Origin of the sequence: Escherichia sp. TW09308 (genome assembly GCF_000208565.1) — a bacterium.
Lineage (GTDB): Bacteria > Pseudomonadota > Gammaproteobacteria > Enterobacterales > Enterobacteriaceae > Escherichia > Escherichia marmotae.
Map to the genome: position 1 here is coordinate 3,467,696 of NZ_AEME01000001.1, position 15,479 is coordinate 3,483,174.

15 protein-coding genes and 2 pseudogenes are annotated in these 15,479 nt (G+C 52.8%); 9 read left to right on the plus strand and 8 right to left on the minus strand.

Annotated features, from left to right (window positions below; genetic code table 11):
• Positions 1 to 2 precede the first annotated feature (2 nt).
• Positions 3 to 290, plus strand: a pseudogene (locus tag ESM_RS0116540) (C40 family peptidase); the annotation flags it as partial.
• Between the two features lie 16 nt (positions 291 to 306).
• On the opposite strand, the gene ybbP reads toward ESM_RS0116540, so the two are convergent.
• Positions 307 to 2,721, minus strand: coding sequence for a putative ABC transporter permease subunit YbbP (ybbP, locus tag ESM_RS0116545; RefSeq protein WP_000561802.1), 2,415 nt, complete (start codon positions 2,719 to 2,721; stop codon positions 307 to 309).
• The gene (ybbA, locus tag ESM_RS0116550; protein ID WP_001515917.1) at positions 2,718 to 3,404 is read right to left on the minus strand and encodes a putative ABC transporter ATP-binding protein YbbA; all 687 of its coding nucleotides are present in this window, start codon (positions 3,402 to 3,404) and stop codon (positions 2,718 to 2,720) included. Before ybbA ends, ybbP begins: the two co-directional genes overlap by 4 nt.
• Between ybbA and tesA the strand changes: the two genes are divergently transcribed.
• Genes tesA through cnoX form a run of 3 tightly spaced genes read left to right on the plus strand, consistent with a single transcriptional unit; the run spans position 3,375 to position 5,712 of the window.
• Positions 3,375 to 3,998: a multifunctional acyl-CoA thioesterase I/protease I/lysophospholipase L1 gene (tesA, locus tag ESM_RS0116555; RefSeq protein ID WP_024191847.1), complete on the plus strand. Its 624-nt coding sequence runs from the start codon at positions 3,375 to 3,377 to the stop codon at positions 3,996 to 3,998. The two genes, ybbA and tesA, sit on opposite strands and share 30 nt — an antisense overlap.
• Complete coding sequence (ybbO, locus tag ESM_RS0116560) at positions 3,988 to 4,797, plus strand: NADP(+)-dependent aldehyde reductase (RefSeq protein WP_000148946.1); 810 nt, start codon at positions 3,988 to 3,990, stop codon at positions 4,795 to 4,797. Before tesA ends, ybbO begins: the two co-directional genes overlap by 11 nt.
• Before the next feature lie 60 nt (positions 4,798 to 4,857).
• Positions 4,858 to 5,712 (plus strand): chaperedoxin, encoded by an 855-nt coding sequence (gene cnoX, locus ESM_RS0116565; protein WP_001515914.1) that lies wholly within the window; start codon positions 4,858 to 4,860, stop codon positions 5,710 to 5,712.
• Between the two features lie 75 nt (positions 5,713 to 5,787).
• Here the strand turns inward: cnoX and fetB are convergent, their stop codons facing one another.
• Complete coding sequence (fetB, locus tag ESM_RS0116570; protein WP_010379356.1) at positions 5,788 to 6,567, minus strand: iron efflux ABC transporter permease subunit FetB; 780 nt, start codon at positions 6,565 to 6,567, stop codon at positions 5,788 to 5,790.
• Positions 6,554 to 7,231, minus strand: coding sequence for an iron efflux ABC transporter ATP-binding subunit FetA (gene fetA, locus ESM_RS0116575; protein WP_001114841.1), 678 nt, complete (start codon positions 7,229 to 7,231; stop codon positions 6,554 to 6,556). The genes fetB and fetA overlap by 14 nt, the downstream gene beginning before the upstream one ends.
• 145 nt (positions 7,232 to 7,376) lie before the next feature.
• Here fetA and ESM_RS0116580 point away from each other — a divergent pair, with 145 nt between their 5' ends.
• Entirely contained in the window at positions 7,377 to 8,294 is a 918-nt protein-coding gene (locus tag ESM_RS0116580) for an SPFH domain-containing protein (protein ID WP_000904499.1), read from the plus strand.
• Positions 8,291 to 8,749, plus strand: a complete 459-nt coding sequence (locus tag ESM_RS0116585; protein WP_000561077.1) for an NfeD family protein — start codon at positions 8,291 to 8,293, stop codon at positions 8,747 to 8,749. Before ESM_RS0116580 ends, ESM_RS0116585 begins: the two co-directional genes overlap by 4 nt.
• Positions 8,750 to 8,953: 204 nt before the next feature.
• Here the strand turns inward: ESM_RS0116585 and ESM_RS0116590 are convergent, their stop codons facing one another.
• Positions 8,954 to 9,316 carry a hypothetical protein gene (locus tag ESM_RS0116590; protein WP_001001646.1) on the minus strand — a complete coding sequence of 121 codons (363 nt, stop codon included), beginning with the start codon at positions 9,314 to 9,316 and terminating at the stop codon, positions 8,954 to 8,956.
• Between the two features lie 485 nt (positions 9,317 to 9,801).
• Between ESM_RS0116590 and ESM_RS0116595 the strand changes: the two genes are divergently transcribed.
• The 3 genes from ESM_RS0116595 to ESM_RS0116605 are packed head-to-tail and all read left to right on the plus strand — an operon-like array spanning position 9,802 to position 11,736.
• Positions 9,802 to 11,061, plus strand: coding sequence for a YadA C-terminal domain-containing protein (locus ESM_RS0116595; protein ID WP_237708220.1), 1,260 nt, complete (start codon positions 9,802 to 9,804; stop codon positions 11,059 to 11,061).
• 52 nt (positions 11,062 to 11,113) lie between these two features.
• The gene (locus tag ESM_RS0116600; RefSeq protein ID WP_010379366.1) at positions 11,114 to 11,536 is read left to right on the plus strand and encodes a hypothetical protein; all 423 of its coding nucleotides are present in this window, start codon (positions 11,114 to 11,116) and stop codon (positions 11,534 to 11,536) included.
• Positions 11,533 to 11,736 carry a hypothetical protein gene (locus ESM_RS0116605; RefSeq protein WP_000787079.1) on the plus strand — a complete coding sequence of 68 codons (204 nt, stop codon included), beginning with the start codon at positions 11,533 to 11,535 and terminating at the stop codon, positions 11,734 to 11,736. Before ESM_RS0116600 ends, ESM_RS0116605 begins: the two co-directional genes overlap by 4 nt.
• Positions 11,737 to 11,740: 4 nt before the next feature.
• Here ESM_RS0116605 and cueR read toward each other — a convergent pair whose 3' ends face one another.
• The 3 genes and pseudogenes from cueR to ESM_RS01000000125135 form a co-directional block, all read right to left on the minus strand.
• Positions 11,741 to 12,148, minus strand: coding sequence for a Cu(I)-responsive transcriptional regulator (gene cueR / locus ESM_RS0116610; RefSeq protein ID WP_001026744.1), 408 nt, complete (start codon positions 12,146 to 12,148; stop codon positions 11,741 to 11,743).
• Positions 12,145 to 13,320, minus strand: coding sequence for an HlyD family type I secretion periplasmic adaptor subunit (locus tag ESM_RS0116615; protein ID WP_001014334.1), 1,176 nt, complete (start codon positions 13,318 to 13,320; stop codon positions 12,145 to 12,147). Before ESM_RS0116615 ends, cueR begins: the two co-directional genes overlap by 4 nt.
• Positions 13,317 to 15,478 (minus strand): annotated as a pseudogene (locus ESM_RS01000000125135) (type I secretion system permease/ATPase). The gene ESM_RS0116615 and the pseudogene ESM_RS01000000125135 overlap by 4 nt, the downstream one beginning before the upstream one ends.
• Between the last annotated feature and the right edge of the window lies 1 nt (position 15,479).

The window sequence follows — 15,479 nt, forward strand, 5'->3', positions numbered from 1 at the left end:
CCATGACACAGACAGAATCAGCGATTCTGGCGCACGCCCGGCGATGTGCGCCAGCGGAGTCGTGCGGCTTCGTGGTAAGAACGCCGGAGGGGGAAAGATATTTTCCCTGCGTGAATATCTCCGGTGAGCCGGAGGAGTATTTCCGGATGTCGCCGGAGGACTGGCTGCAGGCAGAGATGCAGGGTGAGATTGTGGCGCTGGTCCACAGCCATCCCGGTGGTCTGCCCTGGCTGAGTGAAGCCGACCGGCGGCTGCAGGTGCAGAGTGATTTACCGTGGTGGCTGGTCTGCCATCTAACGCCTCTCATCACCCCGTAAACTGCCTGAACAGTGCCTTCCCCTTAACCAGTCGCGCACCCAGCCAGCCGCCGCACAGGGAAAGAAGCAACGCACCGCTGCACGGCAGCACAATCCACAATCGCCAGTCTGGCTCCCACGGGAAATCAAACACTTTCGCCTGCAACACCGCCAGCGCCGTTTCCGCGCCGATTGCGGCTACCAGGCCGGAAACAAACCCGAGCATGGCAAACTCACACCACAATGTTGTGCGCAGCAGCTTTTTGCCCGCGCCGAGTGTGCGCCACACCACCAATTCCTGATGCCGCTGACGCATTCCCACCTGCACCTGTGCCAGCAACAGCAACATACCGCAGGCAGTGACCAGCACCACCATCACTTCCAGCGCCCGACTTACCTGCTCCAGCACCTGGCCGACCTGTTTTAAGATCGCACCAATGTCCAACAGGCTAATGGTCGGGAACTGGCGGTTGAGTTGCGTCAACATGCCGTTGCCGTTCTCCCAACGGAAACTGGTGAGCCAGCTTTGCGGTTGCCCGTCCAGTGCCCCTTCAGGGAAAATAAAATAGAAATTCGGACGCAGACTTTCCCAGTCCACTTTGCGCAGGCTGGTAACTTTGGCGCGAAACTCCTGGGTGTCACCCATAAAGGTGACGGTATCGCCCAGACCAACGTTCAGGCGTTTTGCCAGCCCCTCTTCCATCGACACTTCATCGGCTTTTGGCGGCCAGCTACCGGCGACAATCGGGTTATGATCCGGCCGCGTATTTTGCCAGGTGAGATTCAGCTCGCGATTAAGCGCTTCATCCTCATTGCCTTCTGTCGCTTTGCCATTGATTGCCGTCAGCCGCGCCCGCACCACCGGATAAAACGATTCCGGGACTATCTGATATTCCGCGAGGAACGCTTTTAGCGGCGTTACCTGTTCCGTGGCGATGTTGATTAAAAAGTAGTTCGGGCTTTCTGGCGGCAACTGCTGCTGCCAGCGGTCAAGCAGATCGCCACGCAACACCAGCAGCAGTGCCAGCAGCATAAAGGAGAGCGAAAATGCCGAAAGCTGGCTTAACGTTGACCACGGCTGACGTAACAGGCGGCTAACCGCCAGGCGCAGAGGCAGCGATTTCAGCGTCATACTGCGTAATACATTGAGCAGCATCCAGCCCAGCACACCGCACAGCAAAGCCAGCACTATCGCGCCCGCCAGCACCGCCCACAGCAGCATACTGCCACCCATCAGCCCGGCGAGCAGCAGCACAACCACCACACTGACAATCGGCAGATAAAACTTCAGCGGCCAGACGTTGGCGACCACATCATTACGTAATACGCGTAAAGGCTGCGTTGCCAGCAACAGTCGGTACGGTCGCAGCCCCACCAGCAACGAGATAACCGTCATGGTGCCGAGCGCCCACAACCACGGCCAGAAGCTGGCAGGCGGCAGCGCGGCGGGCAGAACAGGCTTAAGCAAAACCATCAACACGCTTTCGAACAACAGGCCAATCGCTCCACCGGTAACGGCTGAAAGTATCAGTACCATCAGCCACTGACCGACGATTAACTTACGCAGTTGCGCCCGCCCAGCCCCCAGCGTTTTGAGGATCGCCACCAGATCGTAGCGGCTGCGGCAATAATGATTCATCGCCACCGCGACCGCCGCCACCGCCAGCAGCAAGGTCAGCAACGCCGAAAGCAGCAGGAACTGTTGCGAGCGTTCCATCGAACGCCCCAGCGCACCTTCGTCTTGTTCCAGACCGTACCAGCGTTGTTCGGGTTTAAGCTGGGGTAACAACCATTTCTCATAGCCGTCGAGCTGGTTCTCGTTGCCGCCGAATTTATAACGCCAGGTGACCCGACTTCCCGGCTGTATGGCTCCTGTTTTATCGACATCTGCCAGATTCATCATCAGGCGTGGGGCTATCTGGAAGGGATTAAAACCGGAATCCGGCTCCTGAATCACTTCTCCGGCAATGCGCAACGTGGCATCACCCACGTCGATGGTATCGCCCGTTTTCAAATTCAGGAGCGCCATCAGCCGTGGAGCCAGCAATACGCTGCCCGGTTGCGGTTTTAGTCCAGAAGGATTGGTCTGTAGCTCGCCATACATCGGGTAGATATCATCAACCGCTTTGACGTTCGCCAGTTGCGGCGTGTCACCCGCAAAGGTCATGGTGGCAAAGGTAAGCTGCTTGCCGACTTTCAGGCCGCGCTTTTGCGCCTCTTCCAGCCACGCTGGCGGTACTTCGCGCGAACTGCGCAACGCCCGATCGCCCGCCATAAACTCACGGCTTTGCTGGCTTAAACCTTTCTCCATCCGATCGCTGATATTGCCCAGCGCCAGCACGCAGGCCACCGCCAGGCTTAACGCCAGCCAGACAATCAACAGCGACGGCGAGCGCCATTCGCGCCAGAACCAACGTGCAATCATGCTTCCTCCTGCAACTGTCCGTTCACCAGCCGTAAGCAGCGGTCGCAGCGTGCCGCCAGTTGCAGGTCGTGGGTCACCATAATCAGGGTGGTGCCATGCTCACGGTTGAGGGAAAACAGCAGGTCGGCAATTTTATCGCCCGTCTGGCGGTCAAGGTTGCCGGTGGGTTCATCGGCAAACAGCACATCAGGCCGACCGTTAAAAGCTCGCGCCAGCGCCACCCGTTGCTGTTCTCCACCGGAAAGCTGTGCCGGAAGATGATCAAGACGTTTACCCAGCCCCAACTGTTCGAGCAACGCTTTCGCACCGTTACGACTTTCCGCGCTACTCTCACCGCGCAGCAGCGCCGGAAGTTCGACATTTTCCAGTGCATTAAGGGTAGGAATTAACATAAATGACTGAAAAACAAAGCCGACATGCTTCGCGCGTAACGTTGCCCGCGCTTCTTCATCCATAGTATGTAGCGGTTGCCCCACCAGATTCACTTCACCACTACTACCGTCATCCAGCCCGGCGAGGATCGCCAGTAAGGTTGACTTACCCGACCCTGACTCGCCCACCAGCGCGATGGTTTCGCCGCGTTTGACAACCAGCTCAACTCCGGTGAGGATGGAGAGTTCATGCTCCCCCTGACCGACGGACTTCTTAAGATGATGAACTTCAACAATGTTTTCCGCTGGCATTTGCCCTTCCTGTTCCTGGTCCTGTTAACTTTCCGTGCCGCCGCAGCGGACACGTTATTAATTCTGGGTGATAGCCTGAGCGCCGGGTATCGAATGTCTGCCAGCGCGGCCTGGCCTGCCTTGTTGAATGATAAGTGGCAGAGTAAAACGTCGGTAGTCAACGCCAGCATCAGCGGCGACACCTCGCAACAAGGGCTGGCGCGCCTTCCGGCTCTGCTGAAACAGCATCAGCCGCGCTGGGTGCTGGTTGAACTGGGCGGCAATGACGGTTTGCGTGGTTTTCAGCCGCAGCAAACGGAGCAGACGCTGCGCCAGATTTTGCAGGATGTCAAAACCGCCAACGCTGAACCATTGTTAATGCAAATACGTCTGCCTGCAAACTATGGTCGCCGTTATAATGAAGCCTTTAGCGCCATTTATCCCAAACTCGCCAAAGAGTTCGATGTCCCGCTGCTGCCCTTTTTTATGGAAGAGGTCTACCTCAAACCACAATGGATGCAGGATGACGGTATTCATCCCAACCGCGACGCCCAGCCGTTTATTGCCGACTGGATGGCGAAGCAGTTGCAGCCTTTAGTAAATCATGACTCATAAAGCAACGGAGATCCTGACAGGTAAAGTTATGCAAAAATCGGTCTTAATTACCGGATGTTCCAGTGGAATTGGCCTGGAAAGCGCGCTCGAATTAAAACGCCAGGGTTTTCATGTACTGGCAGGTTGCCGGAAACCGGATGATGTTGAGCGCATGAACAATATGGGATTAACCGGCGTGTTGATCGATCTGGATTCACCGGAAAGTGTTGATCGCGCAGCCGACGAAGTGATCGCCCTGACCGATAATTGTCTGTATGGGATCTTTAACAATGCCGGTTTCGGCGTGTATGGCCCCCTTTCCACCATCAGCCGCACGCAGATGGAACAGCAGTTTTCCGCCAACTTTTTCGGCGCACATCAGCTCACCATGCGTCTGTTACCCGCCATGTTGCCGCATGGTGAAGGGCGTATTGTCATGACCTCATCGGTGATGGGATTAATCTCCACGCCGGGTCGCGGCGCTTATGCGGCCAGCAAATATGCGCTGGAGGCGTGGTCAGACGCGCTGCGCATGGAACTGCGCCACAGCGGAATCAAGGTCAGCCTGATTGAGCCAGGCCCTATTCGTACTCGTTTCACCGACAACGTCAACCAGACGCAAAGCGATCAACCGGTCGAAAACCCCGGCATTGCCGCCCGTTTTACATTGGGGCCGGAAGCAGTTGTGGCTAAAGTGCGCCATGCTTTTATCAGCGAGAAGCCCAAAATGCGCTATCCGGTGACGCTGGTTACCTGGGCGGTAATGGTGCTTAAACGCCTGCTGCCGGGGCGCGTGATGGACAAAATATTGCAGGGGTGAGTTGAAGCGCGCGCTTAAGCCCCCATGTCAAAGAAAATATCGACAACAGAGAGTGACTCCATGTCCGTACAAAATATTGTCAACATTAACGAATCTAACCTGCAACAGGTTCTTGAACAGTCGATGACCACGCCGGTACTGTTCTATTTTTGGTCTGAACGTAGCCAGCACTGTTTGCAGTTAACCCCGATTCTGGAAAGCCTCGCGGCGCAGTACAACGGGCAATTTATTCTGGCGAAGCTGGATTGTGACGCGGAGCAGATGATTGCTTCCCAGTTTGGTCTGCGCGCTATTCCGACCGTGTATCTGTTCCAGAACGGTCAGCCGGTAGACGGCTTCCAGGGGCCGCAGCCGGAAGAAGCGATCCGCGCCCTGCTGGATAAAGTGCTGCCGCGCGAAGAAGAACTGAAAGCGCAGCAGGCGATGCAACTGATGCAGGAAGGAAATTACACCGACGCACTGCCGCTGCTGAAAGACGCCTGGCAGTTGTCGAATCAGAACGGGGAAATCGGTCTGCTACTGGCAGAAACGCTGATTGCACTGAACCGTTCAGAAGATGCAGAAGCGGTGCTGAAAACCATCCCGTTGCAGGATCAGGACACCCGCTACCAGGGGCTGGTGGCGCAAATCGAACTGCTGAAGCAGGCGGCTGATACGCCGGAAATTCAACAGTTGCAACAACAGGTGGCAGAGAATCCAGAAGATGCTGCACTGGCGACGCAACTGGCGCTGCAACTGCATCAGGTTGGGCGCAATGAAGAGGCGCTGGAGTTACTGTTTGGGCATCTGCGTAAAGATTTAACCGCCGCAGACGGTCAGACACGTAAGACGTTCCAGGAGATCCTCGCCGCACTAGGTACAGGTGATGCGCTGGCGTCGAAATATCGCCGTCAGTTGTATGCGTTGTTGTATTGATATTTCGTTGAGATGCGACGCTTGCCCGGATTTGTAGGCATGATAAGACGCGCCAGCGTCGCATCAGCCATCGCATTATTTATTCTTCAATTGCGCCACCACCAACTGGTGGCGCGAATTATAAAACTTACGATAAGTTAAATAGCAGGCAATAATGGTCGACAGACTGGCGGTCGAGAGCAACATAAAAGTCACCATAATCTGATATTTAATCGCCTTCACCGGATCAATCCCGGCAAATATCAACCCGGACATCATTCCCGGCAAACTCACTAAGCCAACCGTTTTTGCTGAATCGACCGTCGGAATTAAAGCCGCGCGAATACTGTCGCGTATTAATATTGCAGACGCCTGCTTCGGCGTCGCACCAAGACTCAATTTTTCCTGGATTTGCTGCTGTTCGCTGATAAACCGCTGCCCGAGATTGTTATAACACAGCCCCACAGCAACCATCGCATTACCAGCAATCATCCCGGCGATAGGGATCACCTGCATCGGGATAAACTCAATCGAACCCGATAAAATCAGCACCGCCAGAGTAATTCCCGCCCCCACCGTAATGGCAATAAACGACGAAACAAAGGCTTTAGTAATATATTTGCTCCGTTTTTGCGCATTCCACGCCGCATTAAAGCAGATAAATAACACCATCAATAATGTCAGGCTGGCATCATCAACACTGAATATATATTTCAGTACATAGCCAACGATGAACAGTTGGAATATCGCCCGCCCGACGCTCCAGAGAATATCTTTCTCCAGCGCCAGTTTTTCTTTATGGCTAATTAAGATTGCCACCACCACCAGCATTAATGCCAGCGCCAACGACTCGTTAGTAATATTATGCGTGTTCATAGCGTTCTTCCTGCATTTCTCCGGCATTCGGTTGCAGCATAATTACCTTATCCGCATGATTAATTTCATCTTTGTCGTGTGTCACCCACAGCACAGCAATATTTTGCTCGCGTACATAACGGTGGATCATCTCATTGACGTTACGTTTGTTGCTTTCGTCCAGCGCGCTGGTAATTTCGTCGAGTAATAATACCTTCGGCATAAATTGCAGATTGCGAATCAACGAGATGCGCTGTTTTTCACCACCGGAAAGCTCGGAGACATTTTTAGTCAGGATGGTATCCGGCAAAGCAAAGCGTTCGAAAAAATCGAGAAAAATGGCCGGATCAGGCTGCTGGTTACGGATCTGCCAGGGAAAAATCAGGTTATCGTATACTGTGTCGCCAAACAGAGTCGGCGTCTGGGCACAGTAAGAAACTTGTTGGCGGTAGATTTCCGGCTTTAGTGTGCTGACATCCTCGCCTTCAAACAGTAACGTTCCGCTGGTCGGACTGATTAATGAAGCAACTATTTTTAGCAGCGTACTTTTGCCGCAACCGGAAGGGCCGGTAATTAACTTAAATTCGCCAGCTCGCAGCGAAAAATTAATGTTATTAAGAATCTTCGTATCACCCGCCAGATATCCGACGTTGTGTAACTGAAGCAAAAGACTATTTTCCGGCATTACCCATCCCTTTTTCTGATTTTTACTAAAAACAGTTTATCCTCCACAGTAATAAGGGGGAACTCCCTTTCAGTAATCAGGTATAATTTGTTTAATCAAGCAGCAACTTTGCTCATTATGGACGGTACAACAGGAGGTTTTTCCGATGCTTATCTTTATCCCGATTCTTATTTTTGTCGCGCTGGTGATTGTTGGCGCAGGCGTCAAAATCGTGCCGCAGGGCTATCAGTGGACGGTGGAACGTTTTGGCCGCTATACCAAAACATTGCAACCGGGGCTAAGCCTGGTGGTGCCGTTTATGGATCGCATTGGTCGCAAGATCAATATGATGGAACAAGTACTCGACATTCCTTCCCAGGAAGTTATCTCGAAAGATAACGCCAACGTGACTATCGACGCAGTCTGTTTTATTCAGGTGATTGATGCCCCACGCGCAGCTTATGAGGTCAGCAATCTGGAGCTGGCAATCATTAACCTGACCATGACCAACATCCGTACCGTACTGGGTTCGATGGAACTGGATGAAATGCTCTCCCAGCGCGATAGCATTAACTCGCGCCTGCTGCATATTGTCGATGAAGCCACTAACCCGTGGGGGATAAAAGTCACCCGCATCGAAATTCGTGATGTACGCCCACCGGCAGAGCTGATCTCTTCGATGAACGCGCAGATGAAAGCGGAACGTACCAAACGCGCTTACATCCTTGAAGCGGAAGGGATACGCCAGGCGGAAATTCTCAAAGCGGAAGGTGAAAAACAATCGCAAATCCTGAAAGCGGAAGGCGAACGTCAGTCGGCTTTTTTACAGGCCGAAGCGCGTGAACGTTCCGCCGAAGCGGAAGCCCGCGCCACCCAAATGGTGTCTGAAGCCATTGCCTCTGGCGATATTCAGGCGGTGAACTACTTCGTGGCGCAGAAATACACCGAAGCGTTACAGCAGATCGGGTCGTCCAGTAACAGCAAAGTGGTAATGATGCCATTAGACGCCAGTAGTCTGATGGGGTCGATTGCCGGGATTGCCGAACTGGTGAAAGACAGCGCCAGCGAGCGGGCTAAATCATGATCGCGTTGCTGGTAGTCCACCCGCATATTTTCTGGCTGAGTCTCGGTGGTTTGCTGCTGGCGGCCGAGATGCTGGGCGGCAATGGTTATCTGCTGTGGAGCGGTGTCGCGGCGGTGATTACTGGTCTGGTGGTCTGGCTACTGCCGCTGGGTTGGGAATGGCAAGGGGTGATGTTTGCTGTTCTGACGTTACTCGCCGCCTGGCTGTGGTGGAAATGGCTGTCGCGGCGGGTACGCGAACAAAAGCACAGCGATAGTCATCTAAACCAACGCGGACAACAGTTAATTGGTCGTCGTTTTGTGCTGGAAACGCCGCTGGTCAACGGGCGTGGCCATATGCGCGTTGGCGACAGTTCATGGCCGGTCAGCGCCAGCGAAGATTTAGGTGCAGGCACGCATGTTGAGGTGATTGCGATTGAAGGGATAACGTTGATCATCCGTGCGGTCATCGCCTGATGCGACGCTGACGCGTCTTATCAGGCCTACAAAAATATGCCCGAATCGTAGGCCGGATAAGGCGTTTACTCCGCATCCGGCAGTCGTGCACCGACGCCTGATGCGACGCTGACGCGTCTTATCATGCCTACAAATCTGTGCCTAAATCGTAGGCCGGATAAGGCGTTTACGCCGCATCCGGCATATAGCCGAGTAGAGGCAAAATTACTCTTCCCGGCCTTTACTCATACTTTTTTGGTCTTCATCCGGATAGTGTTTTTTTAGATATTCCAGGACGTTTTTATTGACCTTATGTTGGGTATACACCCACCCTTTCCAGTAATCAGGCTGGTCCAGGTACACTTCTGGCGGAATGGTAAAATCAGAAAGCGTTAACCATTCGGCTAACAGATCGGGGTTTCTCTTCTGGATCAACTGCAACAGCATGATCAGCGACATAGCAGAGGCAGGAGCCGTACTATCGCCGCTTAAATACTTCCACACCGTGGAACGATTCGAACGAAAAAGGATGGGGAGTAGCGCCCTGTCCAGATTCATTTCATTAAAAATCTTCTCAAATTCATTCATTTAATTTCCTTGCCTGGCGTAAACCTCTTAAAAATTGAGATTTATCAAAGAAACGCATTCTAGCACACATCAGGAACCTCTTCACGTTTAGCCCAGAAACGGAATTTATTTCGCTTATAAAAACAAGTCGTTACTCTTTTTTACAAGGAAATAGCACGAAATGAACTTCATAATTATTTATATAAGAAACAACCAATGTTTCTTTTGGCTAGTGTTTACGCTTACATCGCATAAAAATGCGCTTTACATCACACAAATGGCGGCGTAGATTTCGTTCAAATTGCAACGCATATTATTTCTTATAGAAACAATATTTGTTTTCTTTAGAACAATAAACGTGACTTACTTTGATCGAGAAAAAATGCATGAAATCTGTAAAGTTGTCTTTACTGGCTGTTGTTGTTGCTACCGCGGTAAGTCCATCTGCGTTTGCGGGTGATACTGTTGAGGCAGCAGCGACAGAATTAGCGGCAATCCAGCCAGGAATGTCGCAAATGGAAATTGATCAGAAAATTGGTCGATTTTTAGAAAGGACAGGGAACAGTGCTGCTACACAAAATTATCTAATTGCACATAATTACAAAACTACAACGCCTCAGAAAGCCGATGATACAGCCGCCTCTCCCGTACAGCCCACCAGTACGCTGAACCCGATAACCAATCAAGCGCAGCTCGACCGCGACAACGGGCAGGATACCGCCATTCAGAACGCGCAGCACACAGCCAACTGGGCATCGCTGAAAGCCGATGACGCACATCATGCCATTATGGTGGCGCAGACGGATATTGATGCTAATAAAGTCGCCATTGCTGACACCCGCAATGATGTCTCGGTCGTGCAGTCAGATGTCAGCACCTTGAAAGGCGATGTCGTACATGCTCAGTCAGCGGCTGACCATGCCAACATTAACGCCAACACCGCACTGATGAACGGCGTCAAACTTTCTGGTGCCGTGACTGAAAACAAAAACAATATCGAGCAGAACCGTAACGATATTGCCGTTCAGCAGCAACAACTCGGCAAAACCCAGAAAACCGTTGCCGACACTGGCGATGTACAGACTGCCGCCCGTTATCAGAGCATGATCGACGCCAGACAGACAGCCGCTACCGATGCACAGCAGCAACAACTCGACACTACACAAAAAACGGTTTCCGCACTTGGAGATGCCCGCACCAGCGCACATTATCAGGAGATGGTTAACGCCAGGCTGGCCGCACAAAATGACGCTAATACACGTACCACAGCAGAACAAAAACAAAGAATAGATACCCTCACAACCAACCAGGCAACGCAGCAGCATATCGACAGCGTGCAATACGGGGAGCAAATTCAGCGTCTGGCACAAGACTCAACCCAAACACATGAACAAATTGACAGCCTGACACAAGACGTAACCCAAACGCATCAGCAGTTAACAAATACCCAAAAACGTGTCGCAGATAACAGCCAACAAATCAATTCACTCAATAACAATTTCAGTTCGTTGAAACATGAGGTGGAAGATAACCGTAAAGAAGCTAATGCAGGTATCGCGTCAGCCGTCGCTATTGCTTCACAGCCTCAGGTTAAGACAGGTGATTTTATGATGGTGTCTGCCGGAGCGGGTACATTTAATAATGAATCTGCGGTATCTGTCGGTGCTTCGTTTAACGCTGGAATTCATACAGTAATTAAAGCGGGTGTCTCTGCAGACACACAATCTGATTTCGGCGCGGGTGTCGGCGTGGGATATTCTTTCTAAATTTTATAGCGATTTCTTATTCGCAATATTTCTCAATTCTTTAAGGTTAATAATGATGAATAGCACCATTAAATCGTTTTCCCTGCTGACTATTATCTTACTGGCTGGCTGTAGCTCCTCCACTTCCCGTATCGCAGATTGCCAGGCGCAGGGCGTCAGCCATAACACCTGTTATCTTGCAGAACAGCAGCGCCAGGCGGCTATTTTAAGTGCATCCGAGGCGCAGGCTTATAAAAACGCAGAAGCCGCACAACACGCCCAGGCCGCTAAAAAATCCATTTATAAAGGTTTTGGTCTCACCTTTAGAATGAGCAGTAAAAACTTTGCTTATCTCAATGATTCATTATGCGCGATTGATGAAGATAATAAAGATGCCACCGTATACCAGTCTGGTCTTTATAACGTGATTGTTTATCACCATACAGGGAAAGTCGCATTAATGAAGGAAGGCCAGTTTGTGGGCTATTTAAAATGAAGAATGAAAAAAAACCAACTCTGATGCATATTATGATTATTGGTGCATTTATCTTTGCGTTCTTACAAGTTGTTTTATTAGCCTCCCTGGTTCACGCTGTTAATGCCAGCAACGCAATCCAGGAAGGTTTATTTCAGTCGGGACGCATTATGGTAGAAAGTTTGCAGCATATTCTTTCTGTGCAAACGGGGATTAACTGATTTTTCACCCCGCCCGATGATGGCAGCAGCCGGAGAGATTTTCGATAATCGGGCAATCGGCGCTGTCATCGCCGGGGCAGGCGTTTGCCAGCGCCAGCAACTGGTCGCGCATGGCTTGCAATTCCTCAATATGCCGTTCGATCTCCGCCACTTTCTCCAGCGTGCGCCGTTTTACGTCGGCGCTGTGTCGCTGCGGATCGTTAAACAGGTTCACCAGCTCTCCGCTCTCTTCCAGGTTAAAGCCCACCTGGCGCGCCTGGCGCAGTAACGTCAGTTCGTTGAGATGTTGCTGCGTGTAGGTGCGATAGCCGTTTTCGCTGCGCATTGGCGGTGTCACCAATCCCTTCTCTTCATAGAAGCGGATGGCTTTGCTGGTCAGGCCGGTAATTTTTGCCACATCGCTAATGTTCATCGTTCGCGCAACGCCTCCTGTGCTTTGTTAAAGGGTTTCAACAGATAATCCAGCACGCTCTTTTTGCCCGTGCGGATATCTACTGTCGCGACCATACCTGGGAATATCGGAAACTGTTGTTTATGTTTATTTTCCAGATGGTTGCTGAAGGTGCGAATGTACACCCGATAGTAATAAACATCGCGCCGCACTTCATCCTGAATGGTGTCCGGTGAGATCACCGCCACTTCTCCTGGCAAGCCGCCGTAGATGGAGTAATCGTAAGCGGTTATTTTCACCAGCGATTTTTGCCCCGGATGGATAAATGCCACATCGCGCGGGGAGATTTTTGCCTCAATCAGCAGTTGCTCATCCAGCGGCACGATAGTCATCAGTTTACCACCGGGGGCGATGACGCCGCCAACTGTGGTAACGTCAATGTCCTGGACAATGCCACGTACCGGCGCGGTAAAGTTGAGCCTGGTGAGAGAATCTTCCCGCCCACGGATCACCGAGCGCTGGGTTTCCACTTCCGCATTGGCTTTTGCTAACTCTTCCCGCGCCTGAACGTAATACTGTGTACGCACATCGTTAAGTTTGTTTTCCAGTTCATTAGCCTGGCGCTGTAAACGCAGCACTTCCACGTTGCTCGCCGCCCCTTGTTTCACCAGCGGCTGGGTCATTGCCAGTTCACGATTGACCAGACTAATCCCTTGCGTCAGTCCGGTGGTGGCTTTGCTTAACCCTTCACGGCGGGTGTTGTATAACGCCGTTTCGGATTCGATAAGTTCGGGAAATTTATTCAGTTCGTCAGGGAACACCAGCGGTTTATTGCTGACTTCCGCCCGCAACCGCGCCGAGGTTGCCAGCGCTGCGTACAGCCGCGACATCGCTTCCTGTACGTCGGATTCAGTTTTGGTGCGGTTAAGCTGCGCCAGTGGCTGACCCTGTTCGACAATATCGCCCACCTTCACGTCGAGATGATACAAAATGCCGCCTTCCAGCGACTGCACCACCTGTTCGCGCCCGGAAGGTTCTACGGTGCCGCTGCCGGTAGTCACTTCATCAAGCTGGAAATACCACGCCCAGCCGAGAAAACAGAGCAGCATCACTGCGGTAACGCGAACTGCCAGCGCCGATCGCGGCAGATGCGGTTCATTAAGGCCACGGTTGTATTGCATTTGTCCGTTCATGCGGCAGACCCCTTATTCTTCTCCTGTAACACCACGCGTCGCGCCGTGGGTTCGCCCTGCTCACGCAAAATGGCCTCTTTCGCACCGTCCATGACAATCCGCCCCTGATCCATCACGATTATCCTGTCCACCAGTTGCAGCATCGCCGTGCGGTGAGTGGCGATGACCAGCGTGCGATGGCCAATCCACTGTTTCAGTTGTTCGATTAAGTGCGCTTCCGCCATTCATCCAGCGAGGCGCTGGGTTCGTCGAGCAGGACAATATTGGGTTGAGAGATGAGGAGCCGCGCCAGCAGCAGCGTTTGCCGCTGACCGCCAGAAAGGCCAAATCCCCCTTCCTGAATCATGTAGTTGAGGCCGTTTTTCTGCTTCTGCACAAAAGGCAGCGCCCCGCTGAGGATTAACGCGCGTTCGATATCTTCATCGCTGGCCTCTGGCATCCCCATGGTGAGGTTTTCCCGCAGCGAGCCGAAGAACAGTCGCCCGGTCTGGCTGAGTAGCCCCATGTCGCGACGCAAATCCGCCGGATCAAGCTGCCCGATGCTGATGTTATCCAGCAGCACCTGCCCCTGCTGGGCGATACGCATTCCGGCGAGCATTTGCAGCAGCGTCGATTTACCCGCGCCGTTGCGCCCGAGAATGGCGATTTTCTCTCCGGCCTGAATGTTGAGTTTGCCGATTGCCACATCGGCAATCTTCTCTTCTTCGTCGTAATAAAACACCGCGTTGCTGAACTGATAATTACCGTGCAGCACCGCTTTATGCACCAGTTTGCCGTGTTCCGGCTGATCCACCGGGCGCTTCATCAGTTCATCGAGGCCATTACGCGCCACTTTCGCCTGCTGCCAGCGCGACAGCACGCCGGATATCTGCGACAGCGGCGCAATGGTGCGCGAAGCCAGGATCGTCGTCCCGACCAGTGCGCCGGTGGTCATGTCGCCGTTCATCACCATAAAGCAGCCCACCAACAGCACCACCACGTAAACGATGGACTGCACTTCCTGAGTCCAGGTAAGCAGCAACCCGGTGAGAAAGCGTTGCTTCATGCTGATGGACGAGGCCACGTCGTTGGTGTGGTTCCACTGATTCTGGAAACGCTGTTCGGCGCGCAACAGTTTAATGTCTTCAATCGACTGCACGGCTTCCACCAGCGTCGCGTTGCGTACCGCCGATTCGCGCATCCCTTCGTTCGCCAGCCGCGCTAACGGGCGTTGTACCAGCAGGCCGGGGATCACCAGCAACGGCAGCGCCAACAAAACCACCAGCACCAGCCAGCCGCCAATCATCCACAGAATAAAGACAAACAGCAGAAAGAACGGCAGGTCTGCCACCGCGCCGATGGTGGTGGAAGTAATAAGCTCCCGCACCGATTCCAGTTCACGGATCTGCGAGATAAACGAGCCGGTGGATTTCGAACGCACGTTATTTTTCAGCCGTAATGCGTGGCCAAAAACGCGATCCGAAATACGCAGATCCGCCCGCTTGCCAATCACATCGGAAAGATGTGTGCGCACCATGCGCATACAAAACTCAAACAGGATCGCCATCATCACCCCGGCGAACAGCACCCATAGCGTCGGGTACGACTGCGCCGGAACCACGCGGTCGTAAACCTGCATCGAGAAAATCATCGCCGCCAGCGCCAGCACGTTCGCCACCAGTGACGCCAGCATAATATCGCCGTAGCGCCGCCAGTCTTTCAGCGACAGATTCCAGAACCAGTTCGCCTGATACGGGCGAATATAGTCATCTACCCGCGCATCAGGGATGGCGCTAAGTGGTCGCAGCAGCGCCAGTTCGACGATTTTGTCTTCAACATCCGCGACGTTAAGCGTAGTTTCCAGCCCTTCGTCACCGCTGAACTGAATGCTGATATTGTCGTGGTTGTCGCGCCGGGTGATCACGCCGACCTGCTGATTATCAAACACTGCAATCAACGGCAGCCGCCAGGGGTTAAGCGAATCGGCGGAAAACTCGACCAGCCGCAGCCCCATCCCCAACTGCCGCGCCATGTCGGTGAGTAACTCCTCCCGTTTACTGTCGCGCTCCCAGTTGACGGTCGCGCGCACGTTCTCCTGAGAAAAATCAAGTCGATAATAGCGCGCCACGGCGATCATCGCCTCCAGCCAGGCTTCCACGGACTGGGCATTTTTTTTCATT

Excerpts from the sequence above, each read along its gene's own strand:
- ybbP (WP_000561802.1), bottom strand. The coding sequence starts at position 2,721 with ATGATTGCACGTTGGTTCTGGCGCGAATGGCGCTCGCCGTCGCTGTTG.
- tesA (WP_024191847.1), top strand. The coding sequence starts at position 3,375 with ATGAACTTCAACAATGTTTTCCGCTGGCATTTGCCCTTCCTGTTCCTG.
- ybbA (WP_001515917.1), bottom strand. The coding sequence starts at position 3,404 with ATGCCAGCGGAAAACATTGTTGAAGTTCATCATCTTAAGAAGTCCGTC.
- ybbO (WP_000148946.1), top strand. The coding sequence starts at position 3,988 with ATGACTCATAAAGCAACGGAGATCCTGACAGGTAAAGTTATGCAAAAA.
- cnoX (WP_001515914.1), top strand. The coding sequence starts at position 4,858 with ATGTCCGTACAAAATATTGTCAACATTAACGAATCTAACCTGCAACAG.
- fetB (WP_010379356.1), bottom strand. The coding sequence starts at position 6,567 with ATGAACACGCATAATATTACTAACGAGTCGTTGGCGCTGGCATTAATG.
- fetA (WP_001114841.1), bottom strand. The coding sequence starts at position 7,231 with ATGCCGGAAAATAGTCTTTTGCTTCAGTTACACAACGTCGGATATCTG.
- ESM_RS0116580 (WP_000904499.1), top strand. The coding sequence starts at position 7,377 with ATGCTTATCTTTATCCCGATTCTTATTTTTGTCGCGCTGGTGATTGTT.
- ESM_RS0116585 (WP_000561077.1), top strand. The coding sequence starts at position 8,291 with ATGATCGCGTTGCTGGTAGTCCACCCGCATATTTTCTGGCTGAGTCTC.
- ESM_RS0116590 (WP_001001646.1), bottom strand. The coding sequence starts at position 9,316 with ATGAATGAATTTGAGAAGATTTTTAATGAAATGAATCTGGACAGGGCG.
- ESM_RS0116595 (WP_237708220.1), top strand. The coding sequence starts at position 9,802 with ATGTCGCAAATGGAAATTGATCAGAAAATTGGTCGATTTTTAGAAAGG.
- ESM_RS0116600 (WP_010379366.1), top strand. The coding sequence starts at position 11,114 with ATGATGAATAGCACCATTAAATCGTTTTCCCTGCTGACTATTATCTTA.
- ESM_RS0116605 (WP_000787079.1), top strand. The coding sequence starts at position 11,533 with ATGAAGAATGAAAAAAAACCAACTCTGATGCATATTATGATTATTGGT.
- cueR (WP_001026744.1), bottom strand. The coding sequence starts at position 12,148 with ATGAACATTAGCGATGTGGCAAAAATTACCGGCCTGACCAGCAAAGCC.
- ESM_RS0116615 (WP_001014334.1), bottom strand. The coding sequence starts at position 13,320 with ATGAACGGACAAATGCAATACAACCGTGGCCTTAATGAACCGCATCTG.